Raw genomic sequence first — 19,803 nt, 5'->3', positions numbered from 1 at the left:
CCCGCGGCCAGACCAGGCCCGCGCATGCTTCACTGAAGCGGCGCGGGCCTTTTTTCATTCACCCGACAGCCTACTGACAAGACGCTGTCAGTAGGCCGGCAGCACCATCCGGGCTCCTTCCAACGCAACGAAAGAAAGAGAGTTCCGAATGCAGAACGCCATCACCTGGTTCGAGATCCCGGTCGCCGACATCGACCGCGCCCAGACCTTCTACGAGAGCGTGCTCGCCCGCACGCTGCGCCGCGAGGACTTCGGCGGCGAGACGCTGGCCATCTTCCCGCACGACAAGCCCGCCACCGGCGGCGCGCTGCAGGCAGGCGCCAATGCCAGCGCACGCGCCGGCACGGGCATCCGCATCTACCTCGACTGCAACCCCAGCATCGACGCCGTGCTCGCGCGCGTCGAGGCGGCCGGCGGGCAGATCGTGGCGCCCAAGTCGGCACTGCCCCCGGGCATGGGCTTCATCGCCCACCTGCGCGACACCGAGGGCAACGAAGTCGGCCTGCATTCGCTGGAGTGACTCGCGATGGCGCAACGCAACTGGATCGCAGTGGCCAGCGCCGAGCATGCGCGGCGCGGGCGCGACCACCGGCCGATCGGCTTCATGCAGGTCGGCCACGGCAAGCATGCACCGCTCAAGCGGCTTTCGGCGGGCGACCGCGTCGCCTACTATTCACCGGCCACGGTGTTCGGCGGCACGGACAAGCTGCAGAGCTTCGTGTCGATCGGCATCGTGCAGCCGGGCGAGCCCTACGAGTTCGACATGGGCAACGGCTTCGTGCCATGGCGGCGCGACGTGGCCTACGCCGCCGGGCACGAGGCGCCGATCGCCCCGCTGATCGAGCGGCTGGCCTTCATCGAGAACCCCCGGCAGTGGGGCTACAAGTTCCGCTTCGGCATGTTCGACGTCAGCGACGACGACATCAAATTGATCGCGCAGGCCATGAAGGCCGACCTGAAGACACTATCGCTTTGAGGAGAAGCAAACACATGGAACCAGTTCGCCGACACCAGGACGCGTTCCGCGTCTCGGGCCTCACCATCCGCACCACCAACCGCGAGGAGCGCGACCCCGCTACCGCCCGCCTCGGCCAGTTGTGGGGCCGATTCTTCGGCGAGGAAACCTATGCGTCGACGCCACTGCGCACCGCGGACACTCGCATCTTCAGCCTCTATTCGGCCTACGAATCGGACAAGGATGGCGCGTTCGACGTCACGGCGGGCGTCGCGGTCTCGGGCGGCGAGAACAGCCTCGCCGTGGAAGCCGGCGACTACCTGGTCTTCAACGGCGAGGGACAGATGCCGCAGATGGTGATCGCCACGTGGGAACGCATCTGGCAGTATTTCGAGGCGCACCCGGAGGTCGCACGCCGCTATCGCAGCGACTTCGAGGCCTACGAAGGGCCGGACAAGGTAGCGATCCACATCGGAGTCTCATGAGCATCTTCAGCAAGAGCCGGCGCAACCCGCCGGCGCCTCACTCTCTCCCGCTCGCCAGGCCCTGCTGATGCGCCGCGCCGATCGCCTCTTCCAGCTCGTGCAGCTCATCCGTGGGCGCCGGCTCACCACGGCAGCTTTCCTGGCGCAGCGGCTGGAGGTGTCGGAGCGCACGGTCTACCGCGATATCGCGGACCTGCAGCACCAGGGCGTGCCGATCGAGGGCGAAGCCGGCGTGGGCTACCGGCTCGGCGCGGGCTTCGAGCTGCCGCCGCTGATGTTCACGCAGGACGAGGCGGCGGCGCTGGTCGCTGCAGCCCGGCTCGCGCAGAGCTGGGTCGATCCGGCACTGGCGCGGGACATCGAGACGGGTCTGGGGAAGATCCTGTCGGTGCTGCCCTCCGCAGCGCGTGTCTCGGCCGAGGCGCTGGCGCTGTACGCGCCCGGGCTCGGCCTGGACGACACCCTGCGTGCGCGGCTGCAGACGCTGCGCGAGGCGACCCAGTCGCACAACAAGCTGCGGTTGCACTACCGCGACGTCTCGGGCGACGCCAGCGAGCGCACGGTGCGGCCGCTGGGCTGCTTCTACTGGGGCAAGGTCTGGACGCTGTCGACATGGTGCGAGCTGCGCGACGACTTCCGGGGCTTCCGGCTCGACCGCATGGATGCGATCGAGGTGCTGCCCGAGCGCTTCCGCGACGAGCCGGGCAAGACGCTGGCGGACCTGCTGCGGCAGGTCGATGCGGAGGCGGCCCACGGAAAGGTGATGCCCCAGAAGCCGGATGGCCGCCCGCCCTGGGCAGGCAGCAGTTCCGACGTCGGTTCCGGAAGCAGCAGCACCAGCTGACTGCCGCCGGGCAGCCGCCTGCCTCAGTAGTCGTCGTTGTTGCTGTAGCCGACCAGGTTCTCGAACTTGGTCAGCGGCTTCAGGAAGGCCAGCTTGACGGTGCCGGTCGGCCCGTTACGGTGCTTGCTGATGATCACCTCGGCCACGCCCGGCTCCTTCGACTCCTTGTTGTAGTAGTCGTCGCGGTAGATGAACATGATGATGTCCGCATCCTGCTCGATGGCGCCGGATTCGCGCAGGTCGCTCATCATGGGACGCTTGTCGGTGCGGCTTTCGACGCCGCGGCTGAGCTGCGACAGCGCGATCACCGGGCACTTCAGCTCCTTGGCGAGCATCTTCAGGCCGCGCGAGATCTCGCCCACGGCGGTGGCGCGGTTCTCGTCGCCGGAGCCGCTGGTCGACATCAGCTGCAGGTAGTCGACCACGATCAGTCCCAGGCGCCCGTACTGGCGCGCGAGCCGGCGCGCGTTGGCCCGCAGCTCGCTGGTGGAAAGGCCCGGCGTCTCGTCGATGTGCAGCGACACGGTGCGCAGCTTCTCGATGGCCTCGGTCAGGCGCGGCCACTCCTCGTCGGTGAGCTTGCCGGTGCGCAGGTGGCCCTGGTCGATGCGGCCGATGGAGCCCACGATACGCACCGCCAGCTGGGCAGCGCCCATTTCCATGGAGAACACGGCCACCGGCAGGCCTTCGTCGAGTGCCACGTGCTCGGCGATATTGATCGCGAGCGAGGTCTTGCCCATGGAGGGACGCGCGGCCAGCACGATCATGTCGCCCGGCTGCAGGCCCGAGGTCATCTTGTCGAAGTCGTTGAAGCCGGTGCGAACGCCCGTGATGTCGTTCGGGTTCTCGGCCATCTCCGTCACGCGGTCGAGCAGGTCGACGACCAGGGCATCCATGCTCTGGAAGCCCTGCTTCATCCGCGTGCCTTCCTCGCCGATGTTGAAGATCTTCTGCTCGGCCTCGTCGAGGATCTTGTCGACCGCCTTGCCCTGCGGATTGAAGGCGTTGGTCGCGATTTCGTCGCTGGCAGAGACCAGCTTGCGCAGGATCGAACGCTCGCGAACGATCTCGGCGTAGCGGCGGATGTTGCTCGCGCTGGGCACGTACTGCGCGAGCGAGTTCAGGTAAACCAGCCCGCCGATCTCGTCGGCTTTGCCGAGGTTCTGCAGCTGCTCGTAGACGGTGATCACGTCGGCCGGCTTGCTGGCGTTGATCAGCCCGCCTATGGCCGCGTAGATCAGCTTGTGCTCATGGCGGTAGAAGTCGCCGTCGACCAGCAGGTCGCCCATGCGGTCCCAGGCTCCGTTGTCGAGCAGCAGGCCGCCGAGCACGCTGGATTCGGCCTCGATGGAATGAGGCGGAATGCGGAGTTGGGCAACTTGGCGGTCGGCCGACGGATCGTTGTCGGCATAGGAAAAAACGGCGGACATGGACTTCCCTTGCAACCCTGCATGCTAAGCCGCGCAGGGCGATGCGCGTGTGGACAAGGTTGTGAATAAACGGTGATCTTCCAGTGCAATCGGCTGGAAAAGACGGGACAACATCGGCGCGGAAAAAGAAAAGCCGCCCGAAGGCGGCTTTTGCTCAGCGCTCGAGGCGCCATGGACGATCAGGCGGTTTCGCCGTAGACCGTCACGTTGATGTCGACCACCACGTCGGTGTGCAGAGCCACGCTGACGCTGCTGTCGCCGACGACCTTGATCGGGCCGTTGGGCAGGCGCACTTGCGCCTTGGCAACCTTGTAGCCTTGCTTGCCCAGCTCTTCAGCGATGTCGCTGTTGGTGACCGAGCCGAACAGGCGGCCGTCCACGCCGGCCTTTTGGGTCAGCTTGATGGTCGTGCCGGCGAGCTTCTCGCCTTGGGCTTGCGATTCAGCCAGCTTGGCGGCCGCAGCCTTTTCGAGTTCGGCGCGCTTGGCTTCGAATTCGGCCTTGTTGGCAGCGGTGGCACGGCGGGCGCGGCCCGACGGGATCAGGAAGTTGCGTGCGTAGCCGTCCTTGACCTTGACGATGTCGCCCAGGGCGCCGACGTTGACAACCTTGTCCAGAAGAATGATTTGCATGGTCTCGACTCCTTAGACGCGGTGCTGGTCGCTGTACGGCACCAGGGCCAGGAAGCGCGCGCGCTTGATGGCAGTGTTCAGCTGGCGCTGGTAGATGGCGCGCGTGCCGGTCAGGCGTGCGGGGATGATCTTGCCGTTTTCGCTGATGAAATCACGCAGCGTGTCGACATCCTTGTAGTCGATTTCCTCGACGCCGGCGACGGTGAAGCGGCAGAAACGCTTGCGCTTGAACAGCAGCGACTGGGTGTTGCGCTTCGGGCGCTTGTCTTTGTTGAATTTCTTGAACGTGGCCATTTCGGGACCTCTTGTCGAAAATTAATCTTGCTGAAAATCCTGGATGTGCAGGACCGGATGCTTGCCGTTGCCCGGTGTCGCGAGAAAGCCCTGGAAACGCCAGAGACTCCCCATCGACTGCCTTGCAAGCCGCTCGGCGATGGCGCCGAAGGCAACGGCCTTGAGGGCCGTCTTCACCTGCCTGAGCTTCCCTGCCTCCTGGAGCGTCGACTCGTGTTCGAGCTTCAGGTCGATGGCTGGCAAGCCGGCTGGCGTGAATCGCAAGTTACCGAGTTCGGCAACGGAGGCGGTCAGCAGGAGCTGGTTGACCCCGGTTGCCGCAGCGGCGGCAGTCACGCCATCAGTTGTTGTTGGCGGCGTACTCGGCCTGCTGGGCCTTGCGGGCCTCTTCGCGCTCGACCGTCTTCATCATCGACGAAGGACCGGTTTCGGCCTTCTTCTTCTGGACGGTCAGGTGACGCAGCACGGCGTCGTTGAACTTGAACGCGTGTTCCAGTTCGCCCATCACGGTCTGCTCAGCTTCGATGTTGACGCACAGGTAGTGGGCCTTGTTGAGCTTGTTGATCTGGTAGGCCAGCTGACGGCGGCCCCAGTCTTCGACGCGGTGGACCTTGCCGCCGCCGGCCGTGATCAGGCCCTTGTAGCGCTCCAGCATGGCCGGAACTTGTTCGCTCTGATCCGGGTGGATCAGCAAAATGATTTCGTAGTGACGCATGGCACTCCTTGTGGATTCTTCCGAGGAAGAGGAAAAGCCACCTGCAGCGTCGGGCGCAGTGTGGCAAGGCAAAGCCGGCGATTATAGCCCTGCAAAGGCCGTTTCGGCAAGCTGGCTCAGTCGTTGAGAGCCTTGTCCAGGGCCGCGGCCTTCTCGGGACCGACGGCGGCCCGGATTTTCGGGGCCAGCGCAAGCAGGTCTTCGTAGCTGGTCGTGCCCTCCACCTGCAGGTTGAGCCGGAAGCCCTTGAGTCCGAGGCTGCCGGTGAGCTGCGTCGCGATGGGATAGGCATCCTTGTAGCGCTGCTGCCTGCTGCGGCCGGACGAACCCTGGGCGGGCGCCGCCTCGACAGGCGCCGCCGCACTCCCCGCCACGGGTGCCAGCACACCCAGCCCGACCATCTGGTCGATGTCCTCGCGCACGATGCCCATGCCGGCGGCCAGCACATCGTCGACCGAGCGCTTGCCATCGAAAAGGATGAAAGCAGAGCGCTGGCGCGGCGACAGCGGGATCGAACGGTCTTTCAGCGCCTGGTGGCCTGCTTCTGTCTTGACGAGGATCATGGTGGTCTTCCCTTCCGGGATACGCCCGTGAGTCCCGCCAGTCTGGCATCAAATACGCAATTTGTTTCAATATCACTCCCAGGTCGCGGGAATCCCCCGATGGGGATTTCCGCAATCCAGGAGAGTTGCGCGTATCAGCGCTTGGCGAGTTGCTGCCAGGTATCGATCACGCTGTCAGGGTTCAGCGAGATCGATTCGATGCCCTGCTCCGCCAGCCACAGCGCGAAGTCGGGATGGTCGCTGGGGCCCTGGCCGCAGATGCCGACGTACTTGCCCTGCGCCTTGCAGGCCTTGATGGCGCGGCTCAGCATGGCCTTCACGGCCGGGTCGCGCTCGTCGAAGTCGGCGGCCAGCAGCTCCAGGCCCGAATCGCGGTCCAGGCCCAGGGTGAGCTGGGTCAGGTCGTTCGAGCCGATGGAGAAGCCGTCGAAGAACTGCAGGAACTCGTCGGCCAGGATGGCGTTGCTCGGCACTTCGCACATCATGATCAGCTTGAGCTCGTTCTCGCCGCGCTTCAAGCCGTATTCGGCCAGCAGGCCGGTCACGCGCTCCGCCTGGCCCAGGGTGCGCACGAAGGGCACCATGATCTGCACGTTGGTCAGGCCCATGTCGTTGCGCACGCGCCTGAGGGCCTCGCATTCCATCGCGAAGGCTTCGCCGAAGTCGGCGCTCAGGTAGCGCGCGGCGCCACGGAAGCCCAGCATCGGGTTCTCTTCCTCGGGCTCGTAGCGGCTGCCGCCGATCAGCTTGCGGTACTCGTTCGACTTGAAGTCCGACAGGCGCACGATCACCTTCTTCGGCCAGAAGGCCGCTGCGATGGTCGCGATGCCCTCTGCCACCTTGTCGACGTAGAAGGCGCGCGGCGAAGCATGGCCGCGGGCCACCGACTCGACAGCCTTCTTCAGGTCGTTGTCGACGTTCGGGTAGTCGAGGATCGCCTTCGGGTGCACGCCGATGTTGTTGTTGATGATGAACTCCAGGCGCGCGAGGCCCACGCCGTGGTTCGGCAGCTGCGCGAAGTCGAACGCGAGCTGGGGGTTGCCCACGTTCATCATCAGCTGGATGTCGATCTCGGGCATCACGCCGCGCTGCACCTCGGTCACCTCGGTCTCGAGCAGGCCGTCGTAGATGAAGCCGGTGTCGCCCTCGGCGCAGCTCACCGTGACCAGCGTGCCATCCTTCAGCAGGTCGGTGGCGTCGCCGCAGCCGACCACGGCCGGAATGCCCAGTTCGCGCGCGATGATGGCCGCGTGGCAGGTTCGCCCGCCGCGGTTGGTGACGATCGCGGAAGCGCGCTTCATCACCGGCTCCCAGTTGGGGTCGGTCATGTCGGTGACGAGCACGTCGCCGGCCTGCACCTGGTCCATCTCGCTGATGCTGTGCACCAGCCGCACGGGGCCGGTGCCGATCTTCTGGCCGATGGCGCGGCCTTCGGCCAGCACCGTGCCCTTGCCCAGCAGCTTGTAGCGCTGCTCGGCCTTGCCCTGCTGCTGGCTCTTCACCGTCTCGGGACGCGCCTGCAGGATGTAGAGCTGGCCGTCGGTGCCGTCCTTGCCCCACTCGATGTCCATCGGACGGCCGTAGTGCTCCTCGATCACGAGTGCGTACTTGGCAAGCTGCTCGACCTCTGCATCGGTCAGCGAGTAACGGTTGCGCTGCTCGGCCTTGACGTCGGTGGTCTTCACCAGCTTGCCGGTGGCTTTCTTCTCCTCGGGCGTGGCGAACTCCATCTGGATCAGCTTGGAGCCGAGGTTGCGGCGGATCACGGCCTTCTTGCCGGCCTTCAGGGTCGGCTTGTGCACGTAGAACTCGTCGGGGTTCACGGCACCCTGCACCACCGTCTCGCCCAGGCCGTAGCTGGAGGTGATGAAGACCACGTCCTCGAAGCCTGATTCGGTGTCGATGGTGAACATCACGCCGGCGGCGCCCAGGTCGGAGCGCACCATGCGCTGCACGCCGGCCGACAGCGCGACCACGTCGTGCTCGAAGCCCTTGTGCACGCGGTAGCTGATGGCGCGGTCGTTGTAGAGGGAGGCGAACACCTCCTTCATCTTGTGCAGCACGTCGTCGATGCCGACCACGTTCAGGAAGGTTTCCTGCTGGCCTGCGAACGAAGCGTCGGGCAGGTCTTCGGCCGTGGCGGAGGAGCGCACAGCGAACGAAGCGGACGGATTGCCGGCGCTCAGCGTGGCGAAGGCCTCGGTGATCGCCTTCTGCAGGTCGGCGGGGAAAGGCTGGGCCTCGACCATGCCGCGGATCTCGGCGCCTGCGGCGGCCAGGGCGCGCACGTCGTCGACGTTCAGGGCGGCCAGTCGCTTGCTGATCTTGTCGGCCAGGCCATCGTGGGCCAGGAACTGGCGGAATGCGTGCGCCGTGGTCGCAAAACCGGTGGGCACCCGCACGCCCTGCGGCAGCTGCGAGATCATTTCGCCGAGGCTGGCGTTCTTGCCGCCAACCGCCTCGACGTCGGTCATTCTCAGGTTTTCAAACGGTACGACCAGGGCGGTCGCGTCGAAAAGTGCAGACATGGGAAAGCTCCAGAAGTTGAAACCGGTGCTGCATGCAGACGGCGCAGCACGATCGTTCTCGTTGCTTTGGGTGCGGGCGCGGCGTGCATGGAGAGAATTGGGCTGGGAAGGCGGATTCCCGATAATGGCCCTCATTGTAGGCGGGGCAACGTGGTCCGCGCCGCAGGACAAGGCCGCATGACTATTCCTTCACGCACCGTTTTCTTCATTTCCGACGGCACCGGCATCACCGCCGAAACCTTCGGCAACGCCGTCCTGGCCCAGTTCGAGATGAAGCCGCGCCACGTCCGGCTGCCCTTCACGGACACGGTCGACAAAGCCCACCAGGCGGTGCGGCAGATAAACCACACTGCCGAAGTAGAGGGCGCCAGGCCCATCGTCTTCACGACGCTGGCCAACATGGAGGTGCTGGAGGTGATCGAGACCGGCTGCAAGGGCATGCTGCTGGACATGTTCGGCACCTTCGTGCGCCCCCTGGAAATCGAGCTGGCCGCGAAGTCGAACCACCGCATCGGCCGCTTCAGTGACGTCAGCAAGAGCAAGGAATACAACGACCGCATCGCCGCGATCGACTTCAGCCTGCAGCACGACGACGGCCAGAGCAACCGCGACCTGGAAGGTGCCGACGTGATCCTGGTAGGGGTGAGCCGCAGCGGCAAGACGCCCACATCGCTCTACCTCGCGATGCAGCATGGCCTCAAGGCGGCCAACTACCCGCTGATTCCGGAAGATTTCGACCGCCGGCAACTGCCGCCGGCGCTCATCCCGCATCGCAAGAAGATCTTCGGCCTGACCATCCAGCCCGAGCGGCTCAGCGAGATCCGCAACGAGCGCCGGCCGAATTCGCGGTACGCGAGCATCGAGAACTGCCGCCACGAGGTGGCCGAGGCCGAGGCCATGATGCGGCGCGCAGGCATCCGCTGGCTTTCGACCACCACCAAGTCGATCGAGGAGATCGCCACCACGATCCTGCAGGAGTTGCGGCCGGAGCGGCTGATCTATTGATACCGCTTCCCTTGAATAGAAAAAGCGCCCCGCCGGGGCGCTTTTTCGCTTCACGTCGCCAATGGTGGCTTACGCAGGAGCCGACGTCCGGATCAGGTGGTCGAACGCACCCAGCGCCGCCTTTGCGCCGTCGCCGGCCGCGATGATGATCTGCTTGAACGGCACCGTGGTCGCATCGCCCGCCGCGAACACGCCAGGCACGGAGGTCTGGCCGCGCGCGTCGACGATGATCTCGCCGTGCTTCGACAGCTCGACCGTGCCCTTGAGCCAGTCGGTGTTGGGCACGAGGCCGATCTGGATGAACACGCCCTCGAGCTCGACCTTCTTCGATTCGCCCGTCGCGCGGTCCTTGTAGATCAGGCCGTTGACCTTCTGGTCGCCGGTGATCTCGGTGGTCTGCGCGTTGGTGAACACGTCGACGTTCTTCAGGCTCTTGAGCTTGCGCTGCAGCACTGCATCGGCGCGCAGCTGCGTGTCGAACTCGATCAGCGTGACGTGGCCCACGATGCCGGCCAAGTCGATGGCAGCCTCGACGCCCGAGTTGCCGCCGCCGATCACCGCCACGCGCTTGCCCTTGAACAACGGGCCGTCGCAGTGCGGGCAGTAGGCCACGCCCTTGTTCTTGAACTCGTGCTCGCCGGGCACGTTGATGTTGCGCCAGCGCGCACCCGTCGAGATGATGACCGACTTGCTCTTGAGCGAGGCGCCGCTCTCGAGTTGCACTTCGATCAGGCCGTTGCCCGGCACGAGCGCCTTGGCGCGCTGCAGGTTCATGATGTCGACGTCGTAGTCGCGCACATGCTCTTCGAGGGCATGGGCGAACTTCGGCCCTTCGGTTTCCTTGATCGAGATGAAGTTCTCGATGCCCATGGTGTCGAGCACCTGGCCGCCGAAACGCTCGGAGGCGACGCCGGTGCGGATGCCCTTGCGCGCCGCGTACACAGCCGCTGCAGCGCCGGCAGGGCCGCCGCCGACGATCAGCACGTCGAACGGGTCCTTGCCGTCGATCTTCTTGGCTTCGCGCTCGACGCCGCTCGTATCGATCTTGGCGAGGATCTCCTCGAGGCTCATGCGGCCCTGGCCGAACTCCGTGCCATTGAGGAACACGGTCGGCACAGCCATGATCTGGCGCTCCTTCACCTCCTCCTGGAAGGTGCCGCCCTCGATCATCGTGGTGCGGATGCGCGGGTTCTGCACCGCCATCAGGTTCAGGGCCTGGACCACGTCGGGGCAGTTGTGGCAGGTGAGCGAGACATAGACCTCGAACTCGAAGTCGCCGTCGAGCGCCTTGATCTGGTCGAGCACGGCCTGCTCGACCTTGGGGGGATAGCCGCCGATCTGCAGCAGGGCAAGGATCAGCGACGTGAATTCATGGCCCATCGGCAGGCCGGCAAAACGCGGGCCGTGGTTTTCGCTCGGGCGGTTGACCGAGAACGAGGGCTTGCGGTGGTTGTCGTCGCGGCTTTCGGTCAGCTTGATCAGCGGGGACGATTCGGCAACGTCCTTCAGCAGCGACAGCATCTCGCCCGAGGCCTTGCTGTCGTCGAGCGAGGCGACGATCTCGATCGGCTGCGTGGCGCGTTCGAGGTAACTCTTCAATTGGGCTTTGGTGTTTGCGTCGAGCATGAGGGACTCTCTTTCGATAACGTAAAACTATCAACGGGGGCCGAAAAAGCCCGGGGCCTCGCGGGCGCCGGGCCTTCGCAGGGCGCTTAGATCTTGCCGACGAGGTCCAGCGACGGAGCGATCGTCTTGTCGCCTTCATTCCACTTGGCCGGGCACACTTCGTTCGGGTGAGCGGCGGTGTAGACGGCTGCCTTCAGCTTGCGCAGCGTTTCCTTCACGTCGCGGGCGATCTCGTTGGAGTGCACTTCGGCGGTCTTGATGATGCCTTCGGGGTTGATCACGAAGGTGCCGCGCAGTGCCAGGCCTTCTTCGGGGATGTGCACGCCGAAAGCGTTGGTCAGCGTGTGGGTCGGGTCGCCGACCAGCGGGAACTTGGCCTTGCCGACGGCCGGCGAGGTGTCGTGCCAGACCTTGTGCGAGAAGTGCGTGTCGGTGGTCACGATGTAGACCTCGGCACCCAGCTTCTGGAACTCGGGGTAGTGTTCAGCAGCGTCTTCGACTTCGGTCGGGCAGTTGAAGGTGAATGCCGCCGGCATGAAGATCAGCACGGACCACTTGCCCTTGAGCGTCTCGTCGGACACATCGATGAACTTGCCGTTGAGGTAGGCCTGGGTCTTGAAGGGCTGGACTTGGGTGTTGATCAGGGACATGTTGATTCCTTGGATGCTGCGGTTGGACAAAAAGTGCGAGACATGAGTATAACTACCAATTCATCTAGATTGATAGCAATCAGCTATTGAAAGCATTGGAAGTCGCTATGTTTTCGATGGCTGCGACACATGGGCGAGAAGCATCAATACGAACGTGTATCACCATCACACGCATGCAGACCGACATTGCATGGGATTGCTTGCAAGCGCGCGTTTGCACCTCTGACAATCACCGCTTTCAGAACAAGGAAAAAACCATGAAGGGCGACCCGAAAGTCATCGAACATCTGCAGGCCCAGCTCAAGAACGAGCTGACCGCAATCAACCAGTACTTCCTGCACTACCGCATGCTCAAGCACTGGGGCCTGGACAAGCTCGCGAAGAAGGAATACGAGGAATCGATCGGCGAGATGAAGCACGCCGACAAGCTCATGGACCGCATCTTCATGCTCGACGGCCTGCCGAACCTGCAGGACCTCGGCAAGCTGAACATCGGCGAAGACGTGCCCGAGCTGCTGCGCTGCGACCTCGGCGCCGAAACCGGTGCGCAGTCCACCATCAAGGACGGCATCGCGCATTGCGAATCGGTGCGCGACTACGTCTCTCGCGACCTGCTGCAGGAGATCCTGGACGATACGGAAGAGCACATCGACTTCCTCGAGACGCAGATCGACCTGATCGACAAGGTCGGCCTGCAGAACTACCTGCAGTCGCAGATGGGCGAACTCGAATAAGGCAGGGCCTGCTCCTTATCGACAAACGGGACTTCGGTCCCGTTTTTTTATTGCTTTACGTAACTTAACCGACCACGAATAACAGTCATTCTCATTCGCACGGATAGAATCCGCGCCTTCTGATGACTGCCGCCGCCCGCCCCGACAACCGCCGACGCGCCTATTGGCTCAAGACCCTGCACGAATGGCATTGGGTCAGTTCGGCCATCTGTCTCATCGGGATGATCCTGTTCAGCGTGACGGGATTCACCCTCAACCACGCCAGCCAGATCGAGGCCAGGCCGGTCGTCACCAGGCTGAACGGCTCCATCGACGAGGCGCTGCGCGCCCGCCTCGAAAAGCAGCTGCCCGCAGCGAAGGCCCTCAAGGGCAAGGCCCCCCTGCCTGCCGAACTCCAGGCTTGGGTGCAGAAGCACTGGGACATCTCCACCGCCGGCCGGGAAGCCGAGTGGTCCGACGACGAAATCTATCTCTCGCTGCCCCGCCCCGGTGGCGACGCCTGGCTGCGCCTGAGCCTGGCCGACGGCGAAATCGAATACGAGCGCACCGACCGCGGCTGGCTCTCCTACTTCAACGATCTCCACAAGGGCCGCAACACCGGCGCCGCATGGAGCTGGTTCATCGACATCTTCGCGGGCGCCGCCCTGGTCTTCTCGATCACCGGGCTCTTCATTCTCAAGATGCATGCGGGCAACCGGCCTTTCACCTGGCCGATGGTCGGCATGGGGCTGGTCGTGCCGGTGCTGCTCGCGCTGCTGTTCATCCACTGATTTCGTCATCAACCAATCAATCGATCCGTACGGATCCAGGAAAGAGGTTCCAAGTGCACGTTCGCTACTCACTCGCGCCGCTGGCCATGTCGGCGCTGTTCGCGGCTCCGGCCTTCGCGTCGGGGCTGGCCGTCAACATCGAGATTCCGCGGCTGAACGTCTCCGAGTACCACCGCCCCTACGTGGCGACCTGGATCGAGCGTGCCGACAACACCAACGCCGGCACGCTGGCGGTCTGGTACGACGTGCGCACCAAGACCAACAACCCCGAGGGCGAAGGCACCAAGTGGCTGAAGGACATGCGCCAGTGGTGGCGCCGCGGCGGCCGCGAGCTCTCGGTGCCGGTCGACGGCGTCACGGGCGCGACCAGGCCCGCCGGCAAGCACCAGCTGAGCTTCACGGAAGGCACGGCCCCGATGCCCAAGCTCGCCCCTGGCGCCTACAAGCTGGTGGTGGAGGCCGCACGCGAAGTCGGCGGCCGCGAAGTCGTGAGCATTCCCTTCCAGTGGCCGCCGACCGCAGCGGCGCAGCCGACCGCGACGGGCAAGGAAGAACTTGGCGAGATCCGGCTCGAGCTCAAACCCTGATCTCCCTGCCTTGAAGACCCGCCCGCCACATCACACAGGAACCGTCATGACCCGCTTCAATCTTCGCCTCGCCTCCCTCTCCATCGCCCTGTCGGCGGCCGCAACGCTCGCGCAGGCACACAACGCTTGGCTTCTGCCCTCGTCCACCGTGTTCTCGAAGGCGGACACTGTGACGGTCGATGCCGCCGTGTCCAACGACCTGTTCGTCGCCAACCACGCGCCGCTGCGGCTGGACGGCCTGCAGATCACCGCTCCCGACGGCAGCGCCGTCAAGCCGGAGACCGAGGCCAAGCTCAAGCTGCGCAACGTGTTCGACGTGAACGTGGCGCAGGCGGGCACCTATCGCATCGCCGTCATCAACGCCGGCGCCTTCGCGAGCTGGAAGGACAAGGCCACGGGCCAGACAAAGCGCGCACGCGGCACGGCCGAGACCATCGGCAAGGAGATTCCTGCCGATGCGCAGGACGTGACCATCACCCAGTCGTCGGGTCGCATCGAGACCTTCGTGACAGTCGGCAAGCCTTCCGCGCTCAAGCCGGTCGGTCAGGGCCTGGAGCTGATCGCCGCCGGCAGCCCGACCGACCTGGTCAAGGGCGAGAAGGCCACCTTCACGCTGAACCTCGACGGCCAACCCGCCAAGGGGCTCGAAGTGACGGTGACGGCCGGCAACACGCAGTACCGCGACAAGCTCGAGGAGATCAAGCTCAAGACCGACGACAAGGGCCAGTTCAGCGTGACCTGGCCGAGCGCCGGCATGTACTGGCTCGATGCCAGCACCAAGGACAACAAGACCACGGTGCCGCAGGCCAAGGAACGCCGCCTGAGCTACGCGGCGACGCTCGAAGTGATGCCCTGAGGCGGCCACATCCACGCTGGTAGAGCGGACTTTCTCTTGGGCCTTTCGTTCAGCACCTGGCGCGCTGGCGGCTATGCCAACGCGGCAGTACCCCGCCCCGCCGATCCGGCGACGCTGCAGCAGTTGGGCGGCCAGACCATGGGCACCACCTGGTCGCTGCGTTTCGACAACCCGCGGATGCTGCCGCTCGCGCAAGTCCGAGCGGCCCTCGAATCGGCGCTCGATCGCGTGATCGCGCAGATGAGCCACTGGGAGCCGGACTCGGACATCAGCCGGTTCAACCAGGCTCAGGCCGGGTCGCGCCATGTGCTGCCGGCGGAATTCGCCACGGTGATGCGATGCGCTTTCCGGTGGGCAGCGGCAAGCGGCGGCGCGATCGACCCGAGCGTGGGTCCGCTGGTCGCGTGCTGGGGCTTCGGGCCGGAAGCGGAGCAGGCCGGTCTGCCCGGCGAGGCCGCGCTGGCCGAGGCGCGCGGGCGCGTCGGCTGGTCCCGGCTTGCGTTCGATGAGGCGGAAGGCTCGCTCCTGCAGCCTGGAGGCGCAACGCTCGATCTCTCGGGCATCGCGAAGGGATTCGCGGTGGACCACGGCATCGACGCCCTGCGTGCATTGGGCATCGCCGATGCGCTTCTCGAAGTCGGCGGAGAACTGCGAGGCATCGGGAAACGCCCTGGAGGACAACCCTGGCAAGTGCTCGTCGACGGCGATCCTTCCGGTGCGCGCCGTGTGGCGCTCGCGGACATGGCCATCGCGACCTCGGGCGACCGATGGCATCGACGCTCGCATGAGGGACGCCACTGGTCGCACACCATCGATCCGCGAACGGGAGAGCCGGTAGCGCACCCGCTGGCCAGCGTCACCGTGCTTCACGCGGAGTGCATGCAGGCCGACGCGCTGGCCACGGTGCTGACGGTGCTCGGGCCGGAAGAAGGATTCGACTTCGCGCAGCAGCACGACATCGCCGCGCTGTTCGTGAGCCATGGCGATCCCGCGCCAGAGGCGAAGACCACACGCGCCTGGCCCGCAGCGGCTGGAACATGAACGACTTCGCCTGGCGCGCACTGGGCGCGGGTTCCACCGTCGCGGCGTATGCAGCGCTCTGTGCATCGATCTACCTGCGCGAGCGCAGACGCAAGGCCGAGGCCGCGCGCGACTCGGCAGAGCTATCGGCGGGCAGCGACGAAGCCCCGGTTCTCGTGCTGTTCGCCAGCCAGACGGGCCAGGCCGAGTCCATCGCATGGCAGACCGCTCGGCAGCTGAGTGCGGCGAATACGCCGGCGCGCGTGATGGAACTGAACGCGCTCGATGGGGCGGCTCTGGCAATCGCCTCCCGCGCGCTCTTCATCGCGAGCACCTATGGCGAAGGCGATGCCCCGGACGGCGCCAGCGTGTTCGTCGAGCGGATGATGGACTCGTCGCCGAGCCTGCCTTCACTGAGCTACGCCGTCTTGGCACTGGGCGACCGCCAGTACGCCAACTTCTGCGGCTTCGGTCGTGCGCTCGACGAATGGCTGCAGGCCGCGGGCGCCAGGCGCGAATTCGATCGCATCGAGGTCGACAACAACGACCCGGCAGCGCTGGCCGCATGGCACGCGCATTGGGGCGACGCGCCCGGATCCACAGGCGATGCCGAAGGCGCGGTCTTCACTCCATGGCGGCTCGTCTCGCGCGAGCATCTCAACCCGGGCAGCGCAGGCTGGCCCGTCTTCCATCTCGGGCTGGTGCCTCAGGCCGGCGGAGCGCTGCCGTATTGGGCGTCGGGCGATCTTGCGCAGGTGATCGTCGCCAGCGATCCGAAACGCCCGCGCGACTACTCCATCGCCTCGGTGCATGCCGACGGCGAGCTGCAGTTGCTCGTGCGGCAGGAGCGGCATCCGGACGGCACACTGGGCGCAGCCTCGGGACTGCTCACGTCCACCCTGGGCGTGGGCGACACGGTGGCGCTGCGCGTGCGGGAGCACCGGGGCTTCCGCCTCGACGGCAATGAATCACGGCCGCTGGTTCTCATCGGCAACGGCACAGGCATCGCCGGGCTGCGCGCGCACCTTCGCACGCGTGCAGCCATGGGCAGGCACGACAACTGGCTGGTGTTCGGCGAGCGCCAGGCCGCGCACGACTTCCTCTATCGCAAGGAGATCGAGGCATGGCAGGTCGGTGGAGTACTCAAGCGTCTGGACATGGTGTTCTCACGCGACCAGGCCGATCGCTTCTACGTGCAGCACCGGCTGCTGCAATCGGCTGACACGCTGCTGCAGTGGCTGCACGACGGCGCTGCCATCTACGTCTGCGGCAGCCTTCAAGGAATGGCTTCGGGCGTGGACGCGGCGTTGCGCCAGATCGCGGGCGAGGCGCAGATCACCGAGCTGGCGGCCAGCGGCCGCTATCGGCGAGACGTCTACTAGATAAAGCTGCTGCGTCGATCGCGTTGCTGGACCGCAACGAAACTGACACAACTTTCGACTTAGTTTCGCTTGGGTGTCAGTTTTAGTATTGAGAACCAATATCATTTGCAGCGATCCGCGCACAACCCGCAGATCGACTCACCCAGCCAGTCCCCCCTCGCGTTTCTCCAAGGAATCCAGGTCGTCCGGACATCGCCAGTCGAGTCCTGACGCCCGCCCTTTTCGGAGAAAACTTCATGGCCTACATCAAGAGCCGCAAACACCCCGTTTCGCGTGCAGTTCCACATCTTTCAGGCGCCGCCGCCGCAACCCTGATGGCCATGGCGGCCCCCGGTGCCCTTGCCCAATCCGGCGCCGCCCTGCCCGAAGTCCGCGTGCAGGACTCCGCCGTCAACGACTACAAGGCCGACAACTCGGCCAATCCCAAGTTCACCGCTCCGCTGGTGAACACGCCTCAGACCATACAGGTCATCAAGGAACAGATCATTCGTGACCAGGGGGCGACCACGCTGACCGAGGCGCTGCGCAACACCCCCGGCGTGGGCACCTTCTTCCTCGGCGAGAACGGCAACACCAACACGGGCGACGCCGTGTTCATGCGCGGCTTCGACAGTTCCAGCGCCATCTTCGTCGACGGAATCCGCGACCTCGGCTCTGTCTCGCGCGACATCTTCAACATCGACCAGGTCGAAGTCGTGAAAGGCCCCTCGGGCACCGACGTGGGCCGCACCTCGCCGACCGGCTACATCAACCTCGTCACCAAGAAACCCAAGCTCGAAGACAGCTTCCTGGGTTCGCTGAGCTTCGGCAGCGCCGACTTCAAGCGCGGCAGCGTCGACTGGAACAAGTCGCTGAGCGGCGCCAATGGCATCGGCGCCGCCTTCCGCCTGAACGCGGTGAGCGAGGACGGCGGCGTGGCCGGCCGCGACTTCGTCAAGAACAAGCGCTGGGCGATCGCACCTTCTCTCGCCCTTGGCCTGAACAGCCCGACGCGCATCTTCCTCGACTACCTGCACGTCAAGCAGAACAACGTTCCGGACGGCGGCGTGCCCACCATCGGCCTGCCGGGCTACAGCACGCCCGACGCCACCGCGATCAACCGCGGCTTGGCCCGCCGCACCTACCTGAACTACGCGCCGCGCGTGGATTCGAGCAACTTCTACGGCACCAGCTCGGACTTCGACAACGTGACGGCCGACATGTTCACCGCGCGCATCGAGCACGACCTCACGCCCGACATCACCATCCGCAACACCACGCGCTACGGCAAGACCTCGCAGGACTACATGCTGACGTCGTTCATGGGCGGCGGCCTGACGGCAACGCAGGTCGGCAAAACGCCGATCTACAACGGCACCCTGCCCGCCGTGAACTCGGGCTTCCTGAACACGGTGATTCCGACAATCCCTGCGAGCTGGACGATCACTCGCAACCTGCCCACCAACAAGGACCAGGAAAACACGATCTTCACCAATCAGACGAGCGTGTCGGCCAAGTTCAACACGGGCAGCATCAGCCACACGTTCAACGGCGGCCTCGAATTCATCCGCGAGAAGCAGACCGCCAACAACTACTACGCCGCGGGCTACCCGAGCGTAGGCACCACGCTGGCCGCGGCCGGCTCGTGGCCTGCCGCCAACCTGTACAACCCGAACCCGTACGTGAGCGGCTACAACCGCATCGCCAACGGCACCGGCTCCGACGGCAGCACTGACACCATCGGCTTGTACGCCTTCGACACGCTGAAGTTCAACGAGCAATGGCAACTGACCGCCGGCCTGCGCTACGACCACTACTCGACCACGTACAACGCCACCGCCCTGACGCTGGCGCGCAGCGGCAACGGTCCTCAGACCTCGACGATCACGCCGACCAACCTGAAGCTGTCTGACAACCTGCTCTCCGGCAAGATCGGTCTGGTCTACAAGCCGACCGAGAACAGCAGTGTCTACGCGGCCTACGGCACCGCTGCGCAGCCGCCCGGCGGCGCCAACTTCCAGCTGGCTGCCGGCGGCACCGGCAACAGCACCGGACGCACCGACTTCCTCCCGCAGAAGGCCAAGACCTACGAACTCGGCACGAAGTGGGACGTGATGAACAAGCGAGTCGCCCTGACGGCCGCGCTCTATCGCACGGACGTGAGCAACGAGGTGGTGCAGGACTCGGTCACGCAGCAGTACTTCCAGACCGGCAAGAAGCGCGTGCAGGGCGTGGAACTCGGCGTGTCGGGCGCACTGACCGACAACTGGGGCGTGAGTTCGGGCTTCACCACCATGAACACCCGCGTGCTGAGCGGCCCCTCGGTGCTGGCGGACGGCTCGACCGCCCTCGCCTACACGCCGAAGAAGGCCTTCACGCTCTGGACCACCTACCAGTTCCCGTTCGGCCTGACGCTCGGCGGCGGCGCGCGCTACAACGGCAAGCTGCAGCGCGGCAGCGACGGTGCGGTGGGTACGCCGGCTTACGTCGATTCATACTGGGTGTTCGATGCGATGGCGTCCTACCGCATCAACAAGAACATCGACATCCAGCTCAACGTGTACAACCTGTTCAACAAGGACTACGTGGCTGCCATCAACAAGAGCGGCTACCGCTACACGCCGGGCATTCCGCGATCGGCCAAGATCACCGCGAATTTCGCGTTCTGACGGCTTCCTTGCATTTGCACCGGCCTCGCCCGATGCAGTGCGAAACTCGAGCCCCGGCCCGCGCCGGGGCTTTCTCATT

The 19,803-nt window shown here is 65.1% G+C and carries 21 protein-coding genes; 12 read left to right on the top strand and 9 right to left on the bottom strand.

Features of this window, described 5'->3' with window-relative positions; translation table 11 throughout:
- Positions 1-148 precede the first annotated feature (148 nt).
- The 4 genes from G369_RS0120605 (at position 149) to G369_RS0120590 (ending at position 2,284) form a co-directional block, all read left to right on the top strand.
- Positions 149-520, top strand: coding sequence for a VOC family protein (locus tag G369_RS0120605; protein WP_019655925.1), 372 nt, complete (start codon positions 149-151; stop codon positions 518-520).
- Positions 521-526: 6 nt separating this feature from the next.
- Positions 527-976: an EVE domain-containing protein gene (locus G369_RS0120600; RefSeq protein WP_019655924.1), complete on the top strand. Its 450-nt coding sequence runs from the start codon at positions 527-529 to the stop codon at positions 974-976.
- A gap of 14 nt (positions 977-990) precedes the next feature.
- Positions 991-1,440 (top strand): GyrI-like domain-containing protein, encoded by a 450-nt coding sequence (locus G369_RS0120595; RefSeq protein WP_019655923.1) that lies wholly within the window; start codon positions 991-993, stop codon positions 1,438-1,440.
- Between the two features lie 67 nt (positions 1,441-1,507).
- Entirely contained in the window at positions 1,508-2,284 is a 777-nt protein-coding gene (locus tag G369_RS0120590) for a helix-turn-helix transcriptional regulator (protein ID WP_019655922.1), read from the top strand.
- 23 nt (positions 2,285-2,307) lie between these two features.
- Here G369_RS0120590 and dnaB read toward each other — a convergent pair whose 3' ends face one another.
- The 7 genes from dnaB to ppsA all read right to left on the bottom strand — a co-directional run bounded on the left by dnaB (position 2,308) and on the right by ppsA (position 8,446).
- Positions 2,308-3,714: a replicative DNA helicase gene (dnaB, locus tag G369_RS0120585; protein WP_019655921.1), complete on the bottom strand. Its 1,407-nt coding sequence runs from the start codon at positions 3,712-3,714 to the stop codon at positions 2,308-2,310.
- Positions 3,715-3,893: 179 nt separating this feature from the next.
- The gene (gene rplI / locus G369_RS0120580) at positions 3,894-4,346 is read right to left on the bottom strand and encodes a 50S ribosomal protein L9 (RefSeq protein WP_019655920.1); all 453 of its coding nucleotides are present in this window, start codon (positions 4,344-4,346) and stop codon (positions 3,894-3,896) included.
- Between the two features lie 12 nt (positions 4,347-4,358).
- A complete protein-coding gene (gene rpsR, locus G369_RS0120575; RefSeq protein WP_019655919.1) occupies positions 4,359-4,640 on the bottom strand; it encodes a 30S ribosomal protein S18 in 282 nt (93 codons plus the stop codon).
- 21 nt (positions 4,641-4,661) lie between these two features.
- A complete protein-coding gene (gene priB / locus G369_RS0120570) occupies positions 4,662-4,976 on the bottom strand; it encodes a primosomal replication protein N (protein ID WP_019655918.1) in 315 nt (104 codons plus the stop codon).
- Positions 4,977-4,980: 4 nt separating this feature from the next.
- On the bottom strand, positions 4,981-5,355 hold the full coding sequence (rpsF, locus tag G369_RS0120565) for a 30S ribosomal protein S6 (protein ID WP_019655917.1): 375 nt from the start codon (positions 5,353-5,355) through the stop codon (positions 4,981-4,983).
- Positions 5,356-5,471: 116 nt separating this feature from the next.
- Positions 5,472-5,918 (bottom strand): hypothetical protein, encoded by a 447-nt coding sequence (locus G369_RS0120560; protein WP_019655916.1) that lies wholly within the window; start codon positions 5,916-5,918, stop codon positions 5,472-5,474.
- A gap of 134 nt (positions 5,919-6,052) precedes the next feature.
- Positions 6,053-8,446: a phosphoenolpyruvate synthase gene (ppsA, locus tag G369_RS0120555; RefSeq protein ID WP_019655915.1), complete on the bottom strand. Its 2,394-nt coding sequence runs from the start codon at positions 8,444-8,446 to the stop codon at positions 6,053-6,055.
- Between the two features lie 183 nt (positions 8,447-8,629).
- Here ppsA and ppsR point away from each other — a divergent pair, with 183 nt between their 5' ends.
- Complete coding sequence (gene ppsR, locus G369_RS0120550; protein ID WP_026346522.1) at positions 8,630-9,451, top strand: posphoenolpyruvate synthetase regulatory kinase/phosphorylase PpsR; 822 nt, start codon at positions 8,630-8,632, stop codon at positions 9,449-9,451.
- 69 nt (positions 9,452-9,520) lie between these two features.
- On the opposite strand, the gene ahpF is transcribed toward ppsR, so the two are convergent.
- Both ahpF and ahpC read right to left on the bottom strand, forming a co-directional pair.
- A complete protein-coding gene (gene ahpF, locus G369_RS0120545) occupies positions 9,521-11,077 on the bottom strand; it encodes an alkyl hydroperoxide reductase subunit F (RefSeq protein WP_019655913.1) in 1,557 nt (518 codons plus the stop codon).
- 86 nt (positions 11,078-11,163) lie between these two features.
- Positions 11,164-11,727 (bottom strand): alkyl hydroperoxide reductase subunit C, encoded by a 564-nt coding sequence (gene ahpC / locus G369_RS0120540; protein WP_020723187.1) that lies wholly within the window; start codon positions 11,725-11,727, stop codon positions 11,164-11,166.
- A gap of 257 nt (positions 11,728-11,984) precedes the next feature.
- Here ahpC and bfr point away from each other — a divergent pair, with 257 nt between their 5' ends.
- From bfr to G369_RS0120505, 7 genes are all read left to right on the top strand, one after another.
- Positions 11,985-12,461 carry a bacterioferritin gene (bfr, locus tag G369_RS0120535; RefSeq protein ID WP_019655911.1) on the top strand — a complete coding sequence of 159 codons (477 nt, stop codon included), beginning with the start codon at positions 11,985-11,987 and terminating at the stop codon, positions 12,459-12,461.
- A 122-nt stretch (positions 12,462-12,583) separates the two neighbouring features.
- Positions 12,584-13,231, top strand: coding sequence for a PepSY-associated TM helix domain-containing protein (locus tag G369_RS0120530; protein WP_019655910.1), 648 nt, complete (start codon positions 12,584-12,586; stop codon positions 13,229-13,231).
- Positions 13,232-13,317: 86 nt separating this feature from the next.
- Complete coding sequence (locus tag G369_RS0120525; RefSeq protein ID WP_206169177.1) at positions 13,318-13,818, top strand: DUF2271 domain-containing protein; 501 nt, start codon at positions 13,318-13,320, stop codon at positions 13,816-13,818.
- 46 nt (positions 13,819-13,864) lie between these two features.
- Positions 13,865-14,674: a DUF4198 domain-containing protein gene (locus tag G369_RS0120520; protein WP_019655908.1), complete on the top strand. Its 810-nt coding sequence runs from the start codon at positions 13,865-13,867 to the stop codon at positions 14,672-14,674.
- A gap of 138 nt (positions 14,675-14,812) precedes the next feature.
- Positions 14,813-15,715, top strand: coding sequence for an FAD:protein FMN transferase (locus tag G369_RS0120515; protein WP_080647879.1), 903 nt, complete (start codon positions 14,813-14,815; stop codon positions 15,713-15,715).
- Entirely contained in the window at positions 15,712-17,076 is a 1,365-nt protein-coding gene (locus G369_RS0120510; RefSeq protein ID WP_019655906.1) for a sulfite reductase subunit alpha, read from the top strand. Before G369_RS0120515 ends, G369_RS0120510 begins: the two co-directional genes overlap by 4 nt.
- A gap of 236 nt (positions 17,077-17,312) precedes the next feature.
- Positions 17,313-19,724, top strand: coding sequence for a catecholate siderophore receptor Fiu (locus G369_RS0120505; protein ID WP_019655905.1), 2,412 nt, complete (start codon positions 17,313-17,315; stop codon positions 19,722-19,724).
- Positions 19,725-19,803: the final 79 nt, after the last annotated feature.

It is taken from the genome of Variovorax atrisoli 110B (assembly GCF_000382045.1).
GTDB lineage: Bacteria > Pseudomonadota > Gammaproteobacteria > Burkholderiales > Burkholderiaceae_C > Variovorax > Variovorax atrisoli.
The sequence above is the reverse complement of the archived record's forward strand: the minus strand, read 5'-3'. Positions and strand labels throughout refer to the sequence as shown.